Here is a 14,885-nt window from a genome sequence, read left to right as displayed (position 1 = left end):
GCGAGCACACTGACGGCGACGAGAGTGGAAGGGAGGTGGCGTTTTCCTGAGCCCATCCTGCCACCGGCCAAGACGGGCGACGGGACAGGCCGTCAAGCCCGGAGCGTCCTGAGCAAGGGGGGCAGGCTTGCGGCTGATGCGGGGTCGCGTGCGGCCCTGCATCAGACGCGGGCCTGACACCTGCCGCCGAGGGTCGTGGAGCGGCTTTACGGACTGGCACGGCGACTGTCAGACTGAACGCTGGATGCGAGGCCGCCTCCCTGTAACGTGCCTCCCCGGACGGTCCGAAGGACTGGCCGGGGAGGTTGAGGAGCCGTCTCACGAACAGATCCCCCAGACCAGGACCGTCCGTCATCGGAAAAGAACGCGGGTGAACCGTTACCCGGACGGGCCGAGACGCAGGGGCCAGACGCCCGGTTGAGGGCGGCTGGACGCTGTGGCTCGGTCGAACTTGGCGACGCAGGAGCCTAGTGAGATAGAGTGAACGAACCCTTCAGGGCCGCCCCGATCCCTCTTTTGCTTTTTTTACCTATGGCCCTGATTTCTGCCTGAAGAGTCCCGCGTGAGGAAGAACGCGACAAACCCCACGGCAAGCACCAGCAGACCTCCCCTGATGGGATGCAGAAAGCCCTGCCAGATCAGGAGAAGGATGGCGAGCTGGATGCTCAGCGCACCGACGCGGATGACTGTTTGTCGTGACATGGGGCCAGTCTAGTCTTTTTCTCTGTCCTGGCGCAGCCCCCCTGTGGGGGGCGAGCACTGGGGGCATCAAAGCTCGCGCCGGCGAGGCGCGTCCGCCTGACTAAACCGGGTGAGCGGACAAAAAAAGCGGCCCGGAGGCCGCCTGTCTTTCGGTATCAGGAAGGACTGTGCCGCTTCTGCCTCGGGGTCGAAGCGGGTAGCAACCGGCTCGCAATCCAGCCGAAAAGAGCGCAGCCACCTGCAAACGCGGCGAGCATCATCAGCAGGTTTGGGAAAAACTCATTCATCATGTTCGGTCTCCGTTGGCGTGACCTCAGTGTTCGGAATATAGCCCAGAAGCGTCCACGCGGCAATTTCAAAAGCGGCGGCGGCGAGCGCGGCTGCCAGACGCTGCCACATTGGAACGGCCGCTCCCGTGAAGAGCGGAGCCACAATCCCCGCCCCGAGGATTGCCAGCGCAAGGCTCTGGCAGCCGCTCGCGAAAAGCTTCACACGCTCGGTTGTGTGCTGCGTTGACGTGGGAGGTCTGGGAGGCAGTGTCGGCAGCATCATGGAAAAGTCTCTTCGGTGGTCATAGCGCCGGTTCCTGTGAGGAGAGTGAACGGGGACGGTCCTTTGGCAGGACCGTGCAGTGAACTGAGTACCTTAGAATGGCGCCTGATCGTCCCGTTCCTCGTCCGATTGGCCCCAGCCGCCTCCTTCGCTTCCGCGGTTGCTGTCAATCAGCACCAGTTCACCCTTGAACCGGTCAACGACAACTTCTGTCGTGTAATGCTCCTGACCGCCCTGATCGGTCCATTTGCGGGTGCGCAGTTCGCCTTCGAGATAGACCTTGCGACCTTTACGGAGGAACCGATCTGCGACGGCCCCCAGACGCTCATTGAAAATGACGACACGGTGCCATTCGGTGCGCTCACGGCGTTCGCCGCTCTGGCGATCATTCCAGGTCTCGGACGTGGCGAGTGTAAAGCTCACGACTTTGGACCCGGACTGCATATTGCGGACTTCCGGGTCTTTACCAAGGTTGCCAACGAGAATGACTTTGTTAACGGAACCAGCCATGAGAGCCTCCAAGACTTAGGGAACGTATCGACTGAACTTGCTCGGCGTTATTGCCTCTGTCCATGAATAGATAATAGGTTTTTACTTGATGACAGTCAACGAGAAACGGCTGAAATCCGCCATTTCTGAAGAAATAAAACCAGCGGAAAAGACGTTTTACTTGTTGAGTACTCAAAGGATATTTGATGTTTTCCTAGACCCATCCTGCCCGTGCGGCGAGCACTTTGACGGCGACGAGAGAGAAAGGGAGGTGGCGTTTTCCTGAGCCCATCCTGCCACCGGCCAGGACGGTCGACGGGACAGGCCGTCAAGCCCGGAGCGTCCTGAGCAAAGGAGGCGGTCTGCGACTGATGCGGGGTCGCGTGCGGCCCTGCAGCAGATGCGGGCCTGACACCTGCCGTCGAGGGTCGCGCAGTGGCTTTACGGACTGGCACGGCGACTGTCAGACTGAACGCTGGATGCGAGGCCGCCGTCGTGGAACGTGCCTCCCCGGACGGTCCGCAGGACTGGCCGGGGAGGTTGAGGAGCCGTCTCACGAACCGATCACCCAGACCAGGACCGTCCGTTCAGGGAAAAGAACGCGGGCAAGCCGTTACCCGGAAGGGCCGAGACCCGAGGGCCAGACGCCCGGTTGAGGGCGGCTGGACGTCGGGGCTCGGTGGAGCTTGGCGACGCAGGAGCCTAGCGGAATAGAGCGCGCGAACCCTTCAGGGCCGCCCCGATCCTTCTTTACCTCTGCCCTTCAAACCAGCCACGGGTCCGTGTCGAAGAGATCGAAAAGGATGTCTTTTCCCTCCCGGCTCTCCTTCTTCGCCTTCCTTTTCAGAATCTTCCGCTCCTGACGGGCCTTGCGCCTTTTCTTCTCGTCAACCTTCCAGCAGTCCCGGAGAGCCGGGCGCAATTCTTGATACTGGCCTGTAATGCGGCCGTAGGACGCGCGGCAGGAGCGCGCGAAGCCTCCGAAACGATCGACATTCTTCAGTAAAGTGGCTCTCCCCAGCCCGGGATAGAAGATGACGGCAACGCCATCCTGCGCATCGGGTGATGAAGGCAGCCGAATGAGAAGAGTGGCGAAGCCATCCGAGGTCTGAACCCATCCGGGCGCTGGCCCTGCCAGTTGCCGTAACGGCATCAGGTCAAAGTCGGGGCAGTTCTCGGCTATGGCAGCCGAGAGAGGCGGAGACCTGTGCCAGAAGCTGGCGCTACAGCCCGGCCAGTTTATTGAGGCGTCTGTCGGGAACAGGATTCCGAAGACGGTGATGAGTTCTGCCTCATAGACAAGCTGGCCGCCCTGCCATTTGGCGAAGCTCGGATCATCGAAGCAGTCGAAATATTCCATCCCCCGGATACTGACGTCGGGATACTCGTCTGACAGTCCGTCTCCATGATGAAGGAAGGGCGTGCCGATGCCGTTTTCGAGGGTCATCACCAGTGTGGTGTCGTCTTCCCAAGTCATCTGATCCGCTGCGCAGGTCCGGTAAGCGCGCTCTTCGGCGATCTGGCGCAGACGATCCTGCGGCCCGGTGAGCGTGAAGACTGTTGTGACGGAAGTAGCCACGGAAAACATCCTTTTCTCTTTTCAGATGCTCTCCCGCAAGGCGCAGACGGCTGGACGGGACAATGGCGCGCCCTCCAGGGCGCGGGCCGCGTGCGGCCGAACCATTGTGGCGGCCGGACGGCCTGTGGCTGGCCCTGTTTCTCTTCTGACCCGCGTTCTCCTCTTCGCGTCCTGACCCGCCCCCGGCTTCTCTCGTGCCGGCTTGCTGCGCGGTTGTCAGAAGGCGCGCAGATGCAGGCCATCCCACGACCCGCTCTCACATCGCGTAATGGCAGAATGCTGGGATCCATTGTCATGACCCGGGATAGCCATGCACCACCGCGTTTCCAAGTCAGCCCGTTCTGGCTGTCATCCCCACGACGAGCTTCGCCTGATCGTCTGCCTGCTTTTTGAAGATGGAACCGTCTTTGTCGGACAGAGCCTTGTCCGCACGCTGCCAACCTACCTCAAGCGCACGGGGACCGTTTTCCGCTCCGTCGGATCGTTTCAGCGTTACGACCTGCACGCCTTTACGATCGGAGATGCCCCTCCGAATGATATGGTTTTTCTCTGGGCCTACCACCTGTCGCGACACGGTGTGCGGCTTCGAACCCTGAGCGATCCCGAAGCCATCGTTGATCCGCTTGCGCCTCTGGCCTTACAGAAGCGAGAATGGACCAGTTACAGCGCCCGTACCCGGAAAGTGCTGCTCCCTGCTCTCCTGAAGCAGGCTCTCGCATCCCGGGGAGAATGGCGCGGCAACCGGATTGTTGCCTATTGCTGTATCCTGTCTCAGGGCGCATTCGTGCTTGGCAGTACACCTCTTCTCGATGGCGAACCTTTCAGGCTGGACGACTGGCTGCCCGCAGTCGGAACCCATCATCTGTGGAGCCGCGTGTATGATGCGCAGGTCAACAGTCAGGGGGCATATCAGGAGGTGGAAGCCGCTCTGAACCTCTGGCGTGAAACACTCGAAAACATGGGCGGGCGGGAGACATGGTACCGTGAGCACATGTTTTATACCGGCTTTCCGGAAACGGGAGAGCTCCACCTTCCGGATACCGAGCTTCTTCTGTCCCTGCCGCCCTCTCTTCTGGCGGGGATCTCATTCTGTCTTGAACACTGGCCCATGGGTCTCAGAGACACACGACTGCCGCTCGACAACCAGTCTGCACCCCTCGTCTTCCCCGGATTCCTCAAGTGCGAAAACGAGAACCCGAGTGACTGGGAGAGTGTGGCCCGCTCCCAGCAGGATACTCTGGAACTCATACAGACATATGTCGAGGATATGGGGGCGATGTTTGAAGGAACACTCGCCAGACAGAAAGCGCTTCATGACCAGATGAGAGTGTTGTCCAGAACTGTTCTCGAGGCCACAACGCTGATGGTCAAGCTCCATGCGGCCTCCCGCCCTGATGATATCTGATCAGCCACCCCGCACAAAGAAATTGAACTCCTCCCGGGCCTCCCCGGCCCGACACTATTCGAAAAGCGTAGCGAGGCGGGCAAGGACTTCGTCCAGCAGAGGAGCGGACAGCTCTTCCGCCCTTCGGCCGCTGCTGGCTTTGAGATCGATGACACGGGGCTGGTCACATCGCACGATTCCTGTGGTCTTCAGGCCTTCGAGCGGCACGGCGAGGCCGAGCCGTCGTGTAAAGCCGCCGCCGCTGGTGATGGGTACGGTGACTGGAAGGCCCGTAGCCTGATTGAAACTGTCAGGCGAGACGATGAGCACAGGGCGCGAGCCCTGCTGCTCATGGCCTTAGGTGGGATCGAGAGACACAACCCAGATTTCACCGCGCTTCACAGGATCTCCTTCCCGGTGGCCTCGCCCGCGACCCAGTCGCGGCTTTCAGCATCCGGCTCGGTCGGATATTCGGACACAGTGAGCAGTTCCGCCATCGTGTAACGTGGCATGCGCCTGGGCTGTACGTTTCCCTGCCTGACCCTGTCAGCTTCGACCTTGAGTGCAAAAAGTTCCCAAAAAGCCGGGTGCATTGCCCGATCGCCACTCTCCCATCGCTTCCACGTCAAAGGCGTGACGTGAACGAGAGAAGCCGCGCTCACCTGCGTCAGACCAGCATCAAGGCGGGCCTGCCTGATCGCCTGAGGGGCAATACCCTCGACGTCAGACCTCATCAGGAATCAGCCATGCCCGCTTGAAGTGACCTGCCTGTTCCAGTCCGGCTTTTGTCCGGTTGAGGCTTGCGAGCAACGTGGCGTCAGCCCGTCCCTGTGGCGAGAGATCGTAGTCTTCGGGATACTCACCAATTTTATCGAGGCAGGTAGCGTCCAGTTCACAGCGACCGTCGGGAAAGATCCAGACACCTGACAGAATACGGCTTCCTCGGATGTCCTGCAGCTCGATCCGATCTGAGTAATGAGGGACGTCATCCCGCATCGCGACTTCTCCCGTTGCTTCATGACGCAGGGAATGCTCGGTTGCGATTTCGAACCCATCATCCAGCTTCACACTGCCGACATTGCGCGTCTCACCTGTTGAGAAATGCCACCCTGACAGAGCAAGTCTGTCCACTTCGGTCTTGCCGACCGCACGAATGACCTTCGCAATATCGTCGCTCGTTGGCGCAACCCCAAGGATCGCTGCAACATCTTTCGTGACCAGCTTGTCTTCAAGCGAGAGATAGCCTCGGGATGGCGCTGCGAGAAGAAGAACCCTGCCTTCCTCGTCCCGCTGAACGCCCTCTGTCACGCGTTTGATCGCCTCGACGGTCGCGCGACGCTGCACCTCTGCTTCGAGCTGACGCATCCGGTAGGTGTCGAATTTAGGCATCGCATTGTCCTCGTTCGTGATGCCACTATCTTAGTATCCATTGGATACTCGGTGCAATCGAAATAAAGATTTATTGCTTTTTTTATTTACGCGGCCAACCGGTGACTGTCCCGTTATGCTCGGAGCACTCTTAATGACTTAACGGTTACATCCTGATGGTACTCTGCGGTATTACGCCTGCATAAATTCAGCAAGGATTCTTCATTGCTTCAGGGAGGAGAACAACGACACCTGCGAAGGGGACACCTCAACCGTCCTGTTGATCACACGGCGCCTGACGACCACCAAGTGCAGCATCTGCCTGAAGATAAAGGGCCTCAACCACACACAGCCCCTCTTCTCTCCGGTTTTCTGTAAAAAGCCTGTCTGCGACGTCGGCCAGAAGCTTCATGGGGGACGTCTCAGACGGGGCGGCATGGGCTGCGGGCGGGAGCGGGAGAGGCATCATGGCAGAGTGTTCCGAAGATTAAGGTTACGGGATGTCATGGGTGACCGGCCGGGCATGGGCTGATATCCCTGAACCGGCTGCGCAACGGTGCGGCGAATGGCGAGCAGATCATCAAAAGAGGTGATCGCGTGCCGCACCAGGTCAGGATCAAACGCGCCACCCGCCTGCTCCTGAAGAAAGGCTTTCACCTGCCGCGGAGACCGCCCTGTTTTATAGGCCCGGGCGGAGAGCAAGGCGTCGATCACGTCGGCGAGGCCGATGATGCGGGCGGCCAGGGGAATGGCTTGACCCTTCATTCCGAACGGATAGCCGTCACCGTCATAGCGTTCGTGATGCAGAAGCACGGCCTCATAAACGAGGGTCGGGATATCGGCTGACAGATGAAACAGCGCTCCGAGACCAAGCGACGGATGCTGTCGCATCACCAGCATCTGACGGGCGTTAAACCGACCCGGATAATTCAGGAGACTGTCGGGCAGGAGCAGTTTGCCTGCATCGTGCAATCGGCCCGCCAGTTCAAGCGCGCTCGACGATAATCCGCTCCCCGTCAGATGGCCGAGCAGGCCGGCGAGGCGCCCGACCCTCTGGCCATGTCCGTCATCTCCTTGGGCAATCTGTGCCAGGAGAGAAACAAGAGGCGGGCCCTGCCGCCGATAGGACGCAGGCAGTTTCACCACTTCTTTCAGGAGTGTCTGCAGTTCAGGCATCTTTCCTCTACCGGTTGTGTAAGGTCACTCTAAGCGCGGCTAATGTGAGTCCGGTCATCCCGGATGGATCAGGCCGCGGGCGAGGCCGCCAAGGGCCAGAGCCACGCAGGTGACGAGGAGCTTGATCCCGGTCGCGCGGCACGGCCCACGTCCGGACAGGATCCCGGCCGTCCTTTCGGCGAGTTTCATAAGACCAAGGGTGACGCAGGCCAGAAGCGTCCATTGCCAGAGCGACAGCGTGACGACCGGATGGCCCAGTCCGGATAGATGCCATCCCCCCTGCCCTGCAAACTGGTCCAGCCCGAGAAATCCATCCGCCGCGTTCGTCAGAAGAAACAGACTGACCCCAGCCAGACATCTGGCGCCGCAGACCCGACGCTGTACCGTCCCGACAGCGCGAGCCGGTCCCAGGGTAGAGATGTAACGAACACTGGTGACGCACGTTGGGGTCCAGTCCGTAAACAACGGTGCGGGCACGATCAGAACCCATCCGGCAAAAGTCTGGAGAGAGAAAGCAGGCAGAGCACCAGACCGAGGCTGGCAAAGACCACTCCCCGCCTCCGCTCAAGCCCGTAGTCGCGTCCATCCTCACCGATCTCGGGAACACCCGGTCCCATCATGGTTGCAACGCAGCCACCGAACATAAAAACGGGTCCCATGACAGCGCCAAGCCTGGGAACCACAAAGGCAAACAGAAGCAGGCCCACACTTGGCCAACAGACCAGAATCTCTCCAGCGGCTTCGGCGATGCGGCGGCGCGGTGGGGCATCGTGCATCAGGTCACATTCCCAGGGCACGGCGGTAGATCTGCAAAAGGGTTTCCTGAGCCTCGACCTCTGCGGGCTCCTGCTTGCGCAGCCGGATAATCGTGCGGATGACCTTGACGTCGAACCCGGCCGACTTGGCTTCGGCAAAGATGTCCTTGATGTCACCACTCAGCGCCTTGCGCTCTTCTTCCAGGCGCTCGACCCTCTCGATGATGGACCGCAGCCGGTCGGCGGCGATGCCGCCAGCGATGACACCCTGATCGTCCTGAGCGTCGTCAGGAAAAGAAACGCGTTGCAACATGGGTCAACCTTTCAGGGATCGGGGGAGAGGCAGATGGGTGAGAGGGGGCGGGGCAGATCGCGATGCCCGTCTGCCAGGGCTTCCAGCCAACGGGACTCTCTCACTGGAAGATGCCCGTGACTTGAGATCAGACGGCGAAGGGCTGTGCGATGCTCCCCCAGGCGCTCGGCCAGCACGCGCTCGGACCAGCCGATCGTGATCAGGGCACTGGTCATCGCGTAACCATTCAGCGGGGGTCGGTTGCCCACGGGAGGCACAGCCCGGGCCAGAGGATGGCTCAGTCGACGATGCAACATCCCAAGAGCTGCAAGCCACCTGAGGAAGTCCGGATCAGGAATGCTATGCCCCGATTGCCAGCGCAGGATCCGGTCCTTTGAAAAGCCGGATCGGCGGGACGCCTGACGCACGCCCCAGCCGATAACGGAGAGCTCGCCTGCGATGGACAGCGCCGCGCGCCTGTGCCCTGGACGAACGGACCGTGAATCCACATGTCCTGCCCTCGGTTGCCCACAGTGCTGTCCACTGGTTTGGGGGATAACCCGCAAACGCAACGCCTCAGCCATGCCGGGCGATATCAGTAAAGGTCCGGTCCTGTGCACCCTGGCGAATGTGTTTGGCCATATGCGGCGAGACAATCCGGTAACGGTTGGGTCGGCGCGGATCCAGTCGCTCCTCGATCAGCCCCGCCCGCTCCAGGGCCGCAAGGGAGTCCCGCACCTCACCGACGGAGAGGCCGAGCCATGTCGCGATTTCGCTGGCGGTTTCATGTTCGGTCAGGGACGCAAAGACCAGATCCTCGATCGGCGAGGTCTTCACGGTTCGCGTTGCCGGCATCCAGGGCACCCGGGCATAAACACTGTGACCCAGGGCGGCGATTTCGCCAGCCTGGGCGAGCGTCGTTAAAGCCATGGGCAGGGCCCCGGCCTGCTCGGGCGTCAGGTTCGCGCGGAGTTCAAGGACATTATACGGCCCCCGGTTGAGGCAGGTCCGGACGTGCTGGAGCACGGACTGATAGACTTCACGCTGTGTCTCGGCCTTGAGCTTGCGGAAGATCCGCGCCTTGGGTTGATGACCGCCAAATTTCACTGTGATGCCCCGTCGTCTGTGACCGTCCGGTCATTCTGCCGGAGACCGTTGTGAGTGCAGTCACGCGACGTCACCATTGGCCTGCCGCCTTCATGCAGTCATAGGCGTTCCGGAGATTGAACAGGCCGACAGCCACCCAGACCGGAACGAAGACGAGGACATGCCAGCGCGGCATGAAAGCTTTCGTCTTCCACAGGCGCATGACGTCCATCACAAGAACGGAGAAGGCCAGGGAGAAAAGGATCGCCTGCGCAAGCATGGTCCAGACCATCTGGATATCCAGCGGAAAGAGGAGCCAGCCGAACCCGAGGAGCATGGTCGCCGAGAGAACCATGCTGCCAATCATCCAGGGGGAAGACAGTGGGAGAGAAAGGGTCGGTTTGGGCAGATCTGGCTGCCCGAGAGAAAGAGAGTGCTCGGTCATACCGGGCAGTATGACGACAGCGTTTGTGAGTGCGGTTCAGGGGATCGATCGGGAGGGGTTGAAGCGACAGACCCGACTGGAGGTCCTCAGACCGTCAGCCCGAGATCTGACGCCTTGTAACGCGGGGTCGGAAGAAGCCGCACCACAGCATTTCCCTCAACATTCGAAAGATACAGCAGGCCCTCCGATGCACATCCCAGGGGACGACCATCCGCATCCAGCACAAGATGGAGGCTCTCGATCGGGCTCACCGCATAAGCACAATCCTCTTCCAGGAGAACGAAAGCGTAGTCTCTCCCCTGATCGGTCAGCGTTTTTAGCGTACCTGGAACCACACCGGCAGATCCGGTCATCAGACGCTCCGCCATGAACCGCGCGACTGCCTGGAGTTGCTCCTGGCTCAGGTCTGCATAGCGCGCAAAGACCGAGCCTCTTTGCTCTGTTGTCACGTCTCTTCTCCTTGCACGCCTTTTACCCCGTCGTCACCCTGGCCGATCTGATCCTGCCGGATGTGACCCTAACCCACCCGCCCCCCACGTGAATACAGAAGGTACGTCGCAGACCGACTTGCGTGCGTATTTACCCGTTTCTAGAGTCCTGTGATGTGGCATCCTCTTCTCATCGTCCGACATTTCTCTGAACGCAGCCGTCGGAAGAAAGCCCAGGTGGCAGTCCTCCGCTTCCTGAAAGACCTGGAAGATCATCCCTTCAAGGCAGATGCCAGCCGGGATCCGCGCGAAGAAAATGCCTACTACCGTTTGCAGCGCATGGTTGGCTTTGCCGAAGCGTTCGACAATATCCCGCTCCATCCTGCCTGTGAGCTGCTGCGCACCCTTCTCCGCGTGGGCGATCCTTACCATGCAAAAATTGATATCCGGTCGATTACCGCTGTCAGCGCGTCGAAGGGAAAGCTGGTTGCCGAACTTGACAGCCTGCCCGAGACCATGAGCTTTGATAAGTCCTATCCACCAAACTATGGTCCTTTTGATGAAGACCAGACTGCTCGGCTCCGGGAAGCGATCCTGCAGGAGTTCAATCCGTCTACAACTCGAGATCGAGAGATATTCGACGTCACGGATGTGACTTGGAGCCACGAGCGCATTGCGGGGAACTGCGGAGCCTCACGGCGTTTCAGTCTCTGGCGGCGCCTCGCAGGCAGAGGGGGGTGGCACACGGTCTGGCTTCATGCCCGGATTACACCCGTGCATCTTAATGAAGACGTGTTCGCAGACCTGCTTTCGTCGTGGCGTATTGTCAGGGTCAGCCGCTCCCGCACACTGGAGCGATCACTCTGGGGCATGCGGCAAGCATGGCCAGACGGGCCATGCCCTCTTGATTACGCACCGGCTTGGCAGCCTAACCGATCGGAGACCTGGATCATTCCTCTCCCGCACCGTGCACCCGACTTATTTCGCGACAGTTTGATCCGCGTGCATGCGGCGATTGATCGCGCCGGCATCGAGGACGTCTTACGCAGCATCAGCGAGGCACGTTGCCGCAAAACAATCGGCCGGACGCCGGGAGAGCCTGACCGCTCTTTGCGCCCAAACACCACAGGCCCCATGCAACAGCCCTTACCTGACTTCGTCTGCAGGTAAATAATCTACGAATAAATTAATTCTCGACATAACTATATTAATGAAAATAATAACTTCACTTATAAATACAACCGAAGTTAATTTCGTTATGGAGATGCACTGTGGAAGATAATATCAGGCAGGTAGATCTGTTTTTCGCGAGCTCTATCGATTATATTTTTACAGCCAAAAGTCTTATCGACGTAAAGGCGGGTGAATCCGTGAAGCATCCCCTTGCTATGTCAATGCTCATCGCTCACGGAATAGAGTGTTTCTTGAAAGCCTGGCTTGTTTCAGGTAAATACAAAGACGATAACGTGAAGAGATTTGGCCATGACCTTAAAGTTCTTCTACGAGAAGCTAAGGATGATGGCTTAGAAGATAGCGTTCACATTGACGAATTAGTAGATTTATTCGCTCACGGTCATTCAAGAGAGTCTAATTTTGCAAATCGTTATCTAAATAATGATCATCAGTATCGCAATCTCATATCTCGTGACCTCCTTGTGCTTATTAATGAGGCTATTTTGGAAATGAGATTTATTGGCTTTAGGTATGACGTATCGCCTTACTGCGGAGGCGTCTCGCAGTTCCCTTTAGATCCGGAGGAATATCCAAATGGTCTGGCGGACGTTTATGCAGAAGCTCGAAGGAATCCCTGAAAAGGGCTAGGTGCTACCGATTTTACTGACCCGAATGAAACCGATTTAGCTTTTCCCTCAGACCAAACGTACAGCTCCGCCATGCAGTCGGAGCCACCGGTAAGATCTACTGTCAATTAGAACCCCATCGCCTCTCTCTGAGCCTGCCGATTGAAAGCCGTTCCCCGTTGGAACGCGGGACGGCGCCTGAGATTGCGCCCCCAGCCGTCCCGCCGCGCCTGGAGCGGGATCTCGTCGATGAAGCAGCTCGGGTTGGCCTGCTCGCCCCGACGAAACTCGCACCAGGACACACTGACGCGCTGGCGGCCGCGGGTGAGTGCGACATAAGCCAGTCGGCGTTCTTCAGCCGGGTCGATGTTCGTGCGCGACGGAAACAGCGTATCTTCCCAACCGATCAGAAAGACATGCCCGAACTCCAGGCCCTTTGAGCCATGGATGGTCATCAGCTTGACCCGGCCAACACTGTCATCGTCGCGGCTTTCCGAACCGAGGGCCGCATGGTCGAACAGCTCCTCTACCGAGCTGAACTCGTTGGCGAGCGACAGAAGCTCATGCAGGTTTTCCAGCGCCGTGCGTCCGTCCTCCCCGGCCGCCTGGTGCATCGCGAGATACCCGCTCTCTTCGACCAGAACCCTCAGACGCTCTCCCAGACTGGGCTCGTCACTGCGGGCGCCTTTCAGAATCACGTCCAGGAAGCCGCGCAGCTTGTCAGCAGCCTTGCCGGTGCGTCCCTGCACCGTGCGCTCCGCTGCCTCGTACAGCGAGATCGCCTCCTCATCGGCGACCTGTTCGAATGTCGCCATGGCCTTGGCCCCGATCCCCCGGGCGGGCTGATTGACGATGCGGCGGAAGGCCTCGTCTGACTGCCGCTCATACGGAAAACATGTCAGACGCAGGAACGCCAGCGCGTCCTTGACCACGCCGCGCTGCCAGAAGGCGGTATCATTGACCAGCTCGTAAGGGATCTTTGCGCGCAGCAGAGACTCTTCCAGCAGCCGGGAGAGATGGTTGAAGCGATAGAGCACCGCCATGTCCTCGTAAGGTACGCCTTCCAGGGCACGACGTCCGATCTCGGCGGCAATCCCTGAGGCCTCGTCCTGACTGCCGGTGTGCCGCAGAATATCCACTGGCTCGCCATCTCCGGACGCGGTATACAGTGTTTTCTCCAGCCGGTTGGTGTCGTGAGAAATGACCGCGTTGGCCGCCGACAGGATATGACCGGTCGAGCGGAAGTTCTGCTCCAGGGCAATCATGCGTCCGGTCGGAAACTCCTTGAGAAAGCTTCGGATAATCCGGACATTGGCCCCACGCCAGCCGTAAATCGACTGCGCATCGTCGCCGACAACGAAGAGCTCGTTGTGGTCTTTGGACAGGCATTTCAGCCAGAGAAACTGGAGCCGGTTGACGTCCTGGAACTCATCGGCCAGCACGCAGTCAAACCGGTCCGCCCAGTCCCGTCTGTAGCGTTCGTCGCGGAGCATGGTCACGGTAGGCCACAGCAGCAGGTCTGCAAAATCCGCGCGATTGCTTTCGCGCAGCATCGCCTGATACGCAGGATAGAGCACGGCCGCATCCCGCCAGACCATGATGTCATCGCCTTCGGTGATGGCATCCGTCGCAATCCGTCCCTCGACCCAGGCCACGGCATCCGGGGGAAGAACCATGTTTTCCTTGAGCATGGCGATGCGCGAGCTGACGGACTTCACACGCTTGCGAAACGTCTCTCCGTCATCGGCATTCATGACGCCTGCTTCAATCGCCTTTTCCAGGAGCCTGCGCACGATCTTCGTGCTGTCTTCGCTGTCACAGACGTCGAACCCCGGACGCAGACCGGCAATGTCGGGGTCGGTCCGCAGCTGACGGCGTCCGTGCGCATGGAAGGTGCCCACCCAGTACGGGGCTTGCGCGATGTTCAGGGCCGCCGCGATCCGCGTCTTCATCTCCCCGGCCGCCTTGTTGGTAAAGGTCACGGCCAGAATGCGGTCAGGCGACATCCGGCGCTTGACGACACGGTCGACAATACCGGCCACAAGCGTCTTGGTCTTGCCGGTCCCGGCACCCGCCAGAACAACAACCGGCCCTGTCTGACGCGCGGCGTCTGCCTGGGAAGGGGTCAGTCCGGAGAGATGATTATCCACGACCACGTCCCTGCTCCCGGGTGCCATGAAGAACCTCGCACCGCGTCGCACGGCGGCCATCAAGGCTGAGGATCATGTCCGGCTCGACCATCAGGTCGAACTCCTGCCCGAAGTCCCATGTCCCGTCCGCCAGGACCGTACCCCCGACCACGAGACCGCGCAGCACGTCCCCGTCGAACGCGATTTCGGCGTAGGTCTGCGGGGAAGGCGGCTGATTGTGCAGCAGGGCCCACGTATGCCACACGCGGGTTGTCTCGGCGTCGGCATGCCAGGCGGCGGTCAGTTCTGCGATATGTCCCAGAAGTGTGACGGCGTCCGGGCGGTCAGGATGACGCGTGCTTCCGGGAACGGTGCCAATCAGGACAAGCTGCCGCTCCCCCGCCTGGCAGGTCAGGAACCCACTGTCTCCGGTCGGAGACTGAACAAACAGGACGATGCGTCCAGAGAGATCCCAGCCTGCCGCGCTCCAGCGTCCGCCAACCACGAGACCCTGACGCCGATCCGTCTCAGGACCATATTCCACCAGAGCCCAGGGAATACGACATCCGAGGTCTGGCATCAGACGCAGATAATGGTCCGCATCCGGGTGCGCCAGAAAGGCCGCTCTCAGGACGTCATTCTTTTCATGCCCGGGAAACAGAGCCTCCATTTCCCGTCGTGCCTTGTCATTCGTCATCAGT

At 59.8% G+C, this 14,885-nt stretch carries 20 protein-coding genes and 2 pseudogenes; 3 read left to right on the top strand and 19 right to left on the bottom strand.

Features of this window, described 5'->3' with window-relative positions; translation table 11 throughout:
• Positions 1-525: 525 nt before the first annotated feature.
• The 5 genes and pseudogenes from ABDK75_RS17355 to ABDK75_RS17335 form a co-directional block, all read right to left on the bottom strand.
• The gene (locus tag ABDK75_RS17355) at positions 526-702 is read right to left on the bottom strand and encodes a hypothetical protein (protein WP_211569370.1); all 177 of its coding nucleotides are present in this window, start codon (positions 700-702) and stop codon (positions 526-528) included.
• A gap of 155 nt (positions 703-857) precedes the next feature.
• The gene (locus ABDK75_RS17350) at positions 858-992 is read right to left on the bottom strand and encodes a hypothetical protein (protein WP_255312278.1); all 135 of its coding nucleotides are present in this window, start codon (positions 990-992) and stop codon (positions 858-860) included.
• Complete coding sequence (locus ABDK75_RS17345; RefSeq protein ID WP_024717183.1) at positions 982-1,254, bottom strand: hypothetical protein; 273 nt, start codon at positions 1,252-1,254, stop codon at positions 982-984. The genes ABDK75_RS17350 and ABDK75_RS17345 overlap by 11 nt, the downstream gene beginning before the upstream one ends.
• Positions 1,255-1,386: 132 nt before the next feature.
• Positions 1,387-1,764: pseudogene (gene ssb, locus ABDK75_RS17340) on the bottom strand (single-stranded DNA-binding protein); the annotation flags it as partial.
• 742 nt (positions 1,765-2,506) lie between these two features.
• On the bottom strand, positions 2,507-3,331 hold the full coding sequence (locus tag ABDK75_RS17335; RefSeq protein ID WP_211569372.1) for a hypothetical protein: 825 nt from the start codon (positions 3,329-3,331) through the stop codon (positions 2,507-2,509).
• Between the two features lie 301 nt (positions 3,332-3,632).
• On the opposite strand from ABDK75_RS17335, the gene ABDK75_RS17330 reads away from it, so the two are divergent.
• The gene (locus ABDK75_RS17330) at positions 3,633-4,727 is read left to right on the top strand and encodes a hypothetical protein (RefSeq protein WP_211569373.1); all 1,095 of its coding nucleotides are present in this window, start codon (positions 3,633-3,635) and stop codon (positions 4,725-4,727) included.
• A gap of 54 nt (positions 4,728-4,781) precedes the next feature.
• On the opposite strand, the pseudogene ABDK75_RS17325 reads toward ABDK75_RS17330, so the two are convergent.
• From ABDK75_RS17325 to ABDK75_RS17270, 12 genes and pseudogenes are all read right to left on the bottom strand, one after another.
• Positions 4,782-5,051: pseudogene (locus ABDK75_RS17325) on the bottom strand (type II toxin-antitoxin system PemK/MazF family toxin); the annotation flags it as partial.
• Between the two features lie 53 nt (positions 5,052-5,104).
• Positions 5,105-5,440 (bottom strand): DNA-binding transcriptional regulator, encoded by a 336-nt coding sequence (locus ABDK75_RS17320; protein ID WP_211569374.1) that lies wholly within the window; start codon positions 5,438-5,440, stop codon positions 5,105-5,107.
• Complete coding sequence (locus ABDK75_RS17315) at positions 5,430-6,095, bottom strand: hypothetical protein (protein WP_211569375.1); 666 nt, start codon at positions 6,093-6,095, stop codon at positions 5,430-5,432. The genes ABDK75_RS17320 and ABDK75_RS17315 overlap by 11 nt, the downstream gene beginning before the upstream one ends.
• A gap of 247 nt (positions 6,096-6,342) precedes the next feature.
• Positions 6,343-6,543 carry a hypothetical protein gene (locus ABDK75_RS17310; protein WP_211569376.1) on the bottom strand — a complete coding sequence of 67 codons (201 nt, stop codon included), beginning with the start codon at positions 6,541-6,543 and terminating at the stop codon, positions 6,343-6,345.
• Positions 6,540-7,250, bottom strand: coding sequence for an HD-GYP domain-containing protein (locus ABDK75_RS17305; RefSeq protein ID WP_211569377.1), 711 nt, complete (start codon positions 7,248-7,250; stop codon positions 6,540-6,542). Before ABDK75_RS17305 ends, ABDK75_RS17310 begins: the two co-directional genes overlap by 4 nt.
• 54 nt (positions 7,251-7,304) lie before the next feature.
• Positions 7,305-7,727 carry a hypothetical protein gene (locus tag ABDK75_RS17300; RefSeq protein ID WP_211569378.1) on the bottom strand — a complete coding sequence of 141 codons (423 nt, stop codon included), beginning with the start codon at positions 7,725-7,727 and terminating at the stop codon, positions 7,305-7,307.
• 2 nt (positions 7,728-7,729) lie between these two features.
• The gene (locus ABDK75_RS17295) at positions 7,730-8,026 is read right to left on the bottom strand and encodes a hypothetical protein (protein ID WP_211569379.1); all 297 of its coding nucleotides are present in this window, start codon (positions 8,024-8,026) and stop codon (positions 7,730-7,732) included.
• A 4-nt stretch (positions 8,027-8,030) separates the two neighbouring features.
• Positions 8,031-8,318, bottom strand: coding sequence for a DUF2312 domain-containing protein (locus tag ABDK75_RS17290; protein WP_148621333.1), 288 nt, complete (start codon positions 8,316-8,318; stop codon positions 8,031-8,033).
• An 11-nt stretch (positions 8,319-8,329) separates the two neighbouring features.
• Positions 8,330-8,806, bottom strand: coding sequence for a hypothetical protein (locus ABDK75_RS17285; RefSeq protein WP_011251393.1), 477 nt, complete (start codon positions 8,804-8,806; stop codon positions 8,330-8,332).
• 67 nt (positions 8,807-8,873) lie between these two features.
• Positions 8,874-9,404 (bottom strand): winged helix-turn-helix domain-containing protein, encoded by a 531-nt coding sequence (locus tag ABDK75_RS17280; RefSeq protein ID WP_211569381.1) that lies wholly within the window; start codon positions 9,402-9,404, stop codon positions 8,874-8,876.
• 70 nt (positions 9,405-9,474) lie between these two features.
• On the bottom strand, positions 9,475-9,828 hold the full coding sequence (locus ABDK75_RS17275) for a hypothetical protein (RefSeq protein WP_346006566.1): 354 nt from the start codon (positions 9,826-9,828) through the stop codon (positions 9,475-9,477).
• 86 nt (positions 9,829-9,914) lie between these two features.
• Positions 9,915-10,277: a hypothetical protein gene (locus ABDK75_RS17270; RefSeq protein WP_346006565.1), complete on the bottom strand. Its 363-nt coding sequence runs from the start codon at positions 10,275-10,277 to the stop codon at positions 9,915-9,917.
• Between the two features lie 216 nt (positions 10,278-10,493).
• On the opposite strand from ABDK75_RS17270, the gene ABDK75_RS17265 reads away from it, so the two are divergent.
• Together ABDK75_RS17265 and ABDK75_RS17260 are read left to right on the top strand one after the other, a co-directional pair.
• Entirely contained in the window at positions 10,494-11,426 is a 933-nt protein-coding gene (locus ABDK75_RS17265) for a hypothetical protein (protein ID WP_211569384.1), read from the top strand.
• Between the two features lie 101 nt (positions 11,427-11,527).
• On the top strand, positions 11,528-12,067 hold the full coding sequence (locus tag ABDK75_RS17260; RefSeq protein WP_061928947.1) for a hypothetical protein: 540 nt from the start codon (positions 11,528-11,530) through the stop codon (positions 12,065-12,067).
• Positions 12,068-12,183: 116 nt separating this feature from the next.
• Here ABDK75_RS17260 and ABDK75_RS17255 read toward each other — a convergent pair whose 3' ends face one another.
• Both ABDK75_RS17255 and ABDK75_RS17250 read right to left on the bottom strand, forming a co-directional pair.
• Positions 12,184-14,205 carry a UvrD-helicase domain-containing protein gene (locus ABDK75_RS17255; RefSeq protein ID WP_346006564.1) on the bottom strand — a complete coding sequence of 674 codons (2,022 nt, stop codon included), beginning with the start codon at positions 14,203-14,205 and terminating at the stop codon, positions 12,184-12,186.
• Entirely contained in the window at positions 14,198-14,881 is a 684-nt protein-coding gene (locus tag ABDK75_RS17250) for a hypothetical protein (RefSeq protein ID WP_346006563.1), read from the bottom strand. Before ABDK75_RS17250 ends, ABDK75_RS17255 begins: the two co-directional genes overlap by 8 nt.
• Positions 14,882-14,885 lie beyond the last annotated feature (4 nt).

The sequence above is a fragment of the Gluconobacter sp. OJA genome (genome assembly GCF_039638325.1).
GTDB lineage: Bacteria > Pseudomonadota > Alphaproteobacteria > Acetobacterales > Acetobacteraceae > Gluconobacter > Gluconobacter cerinus.
Note: the sequence above shows the minus strand (reverse complement) of the source record. Positions and strands in the feature narration are given on the sequence as shown.

Excerpts from the sequence above, each read along its gene's own strand:
- ABDK75_RS17355 (WP_211569370.1), bottom strand. The coding sequence starts at position 702 with ATGTCACGACAAACAGTCATCCGCGTCGGTGCGCTGAGCATCCAGCTC.
- ABDK75_RS17350 (WP_255312278.1), bottom strand. The coding sequence starts at position 992 with ATGATGAATGAGTTTTTCCCAAACCTGCTGATGATGCTCGCCGCGTTT.
- ABDK75_RS17345 (WP_024717183.1), bottom strand. The coding sequence starts at position 1,254 with ATGATGCTGCCGACACTGCCTCCCAGACCTCCCACGTCAACGCAGCAC.
- ABDK75_RS17335 (WP_211569372.1), bottom strand. The coding sequence starts at position 3,331 with ATGTTTTCCGTGGCTACTTCCGTCACAACAGTCTTCACGCTCACCGGG.
- ABDK75_RS17330 (WP_211569373.1), top strand. The coding sequence starts at position 3,633 with ATGCACCACCGCGTTTCCAAGTCAGCCCGTTCTGGCTGTCATCCCCAC.
- ABDK75_RS17320 (WP_211569374.1), bottom strand. The coding sequence starts at position 5,440 with ATGAGGTCTGACGTCGAGGGTATTGCCCCTCAGGCGATCAGGCAGGCC.
- ABDK75_RS17315 (WP_211569375.1), bottom strand. The coding sequence starts at position 6,095 with ATGCCTAAATTCGACACCTACCGGATGCGTCAGCTCGAAGCAGAGGTG.
- ABDK75_RS17310 (WP_211569376.1), bottom strand. The coding sequence starts at position 6,543 with ATGATGCCTCTCCCGCTCCCGCCCGCAGCCCATGCCGCCCCGTCTGAG.
- ABDK75_RS17305 (WP_211569377.1), bottom strand. The coding sequence starts at position 7,250 with ATGCCTGAACTGCAGACACTCCTGAAAGAAGTGGTGAAACTGCCTGCG.
- ABDK75_RS17295 (WP_211569379.1), bottom strand. The coding sequence starts at position 8,026 with ATGCACGATGCCCCACCGCGCCGCCGCATCGCCGAAGCCGCTGGAGAG.
- ABDK75_RS17290 (WP_148621333.1), bottom strand. The coding sequence starts at position 8,318 with ATGTTGCAACGCGTTTCTTTTCCTGACGACGCTCAGGACGATCAGGGT.
- ABDK75_RS17275 (WP_346006566.1), bottom strand. The coding sequence starts at position 9,828 with ATGACCGAGCACTCTCTTTCTCTCGGGCAGCCAGATCTGCCCAAACCG.
- ABDK75_RS17250 (WP_346006563.1), bottom strand. The coding sequence starts at position 14,881 with ATGACGAATGACAAGGCACGACGGGAAATGGAGGCTCTGTTTCCCGGG.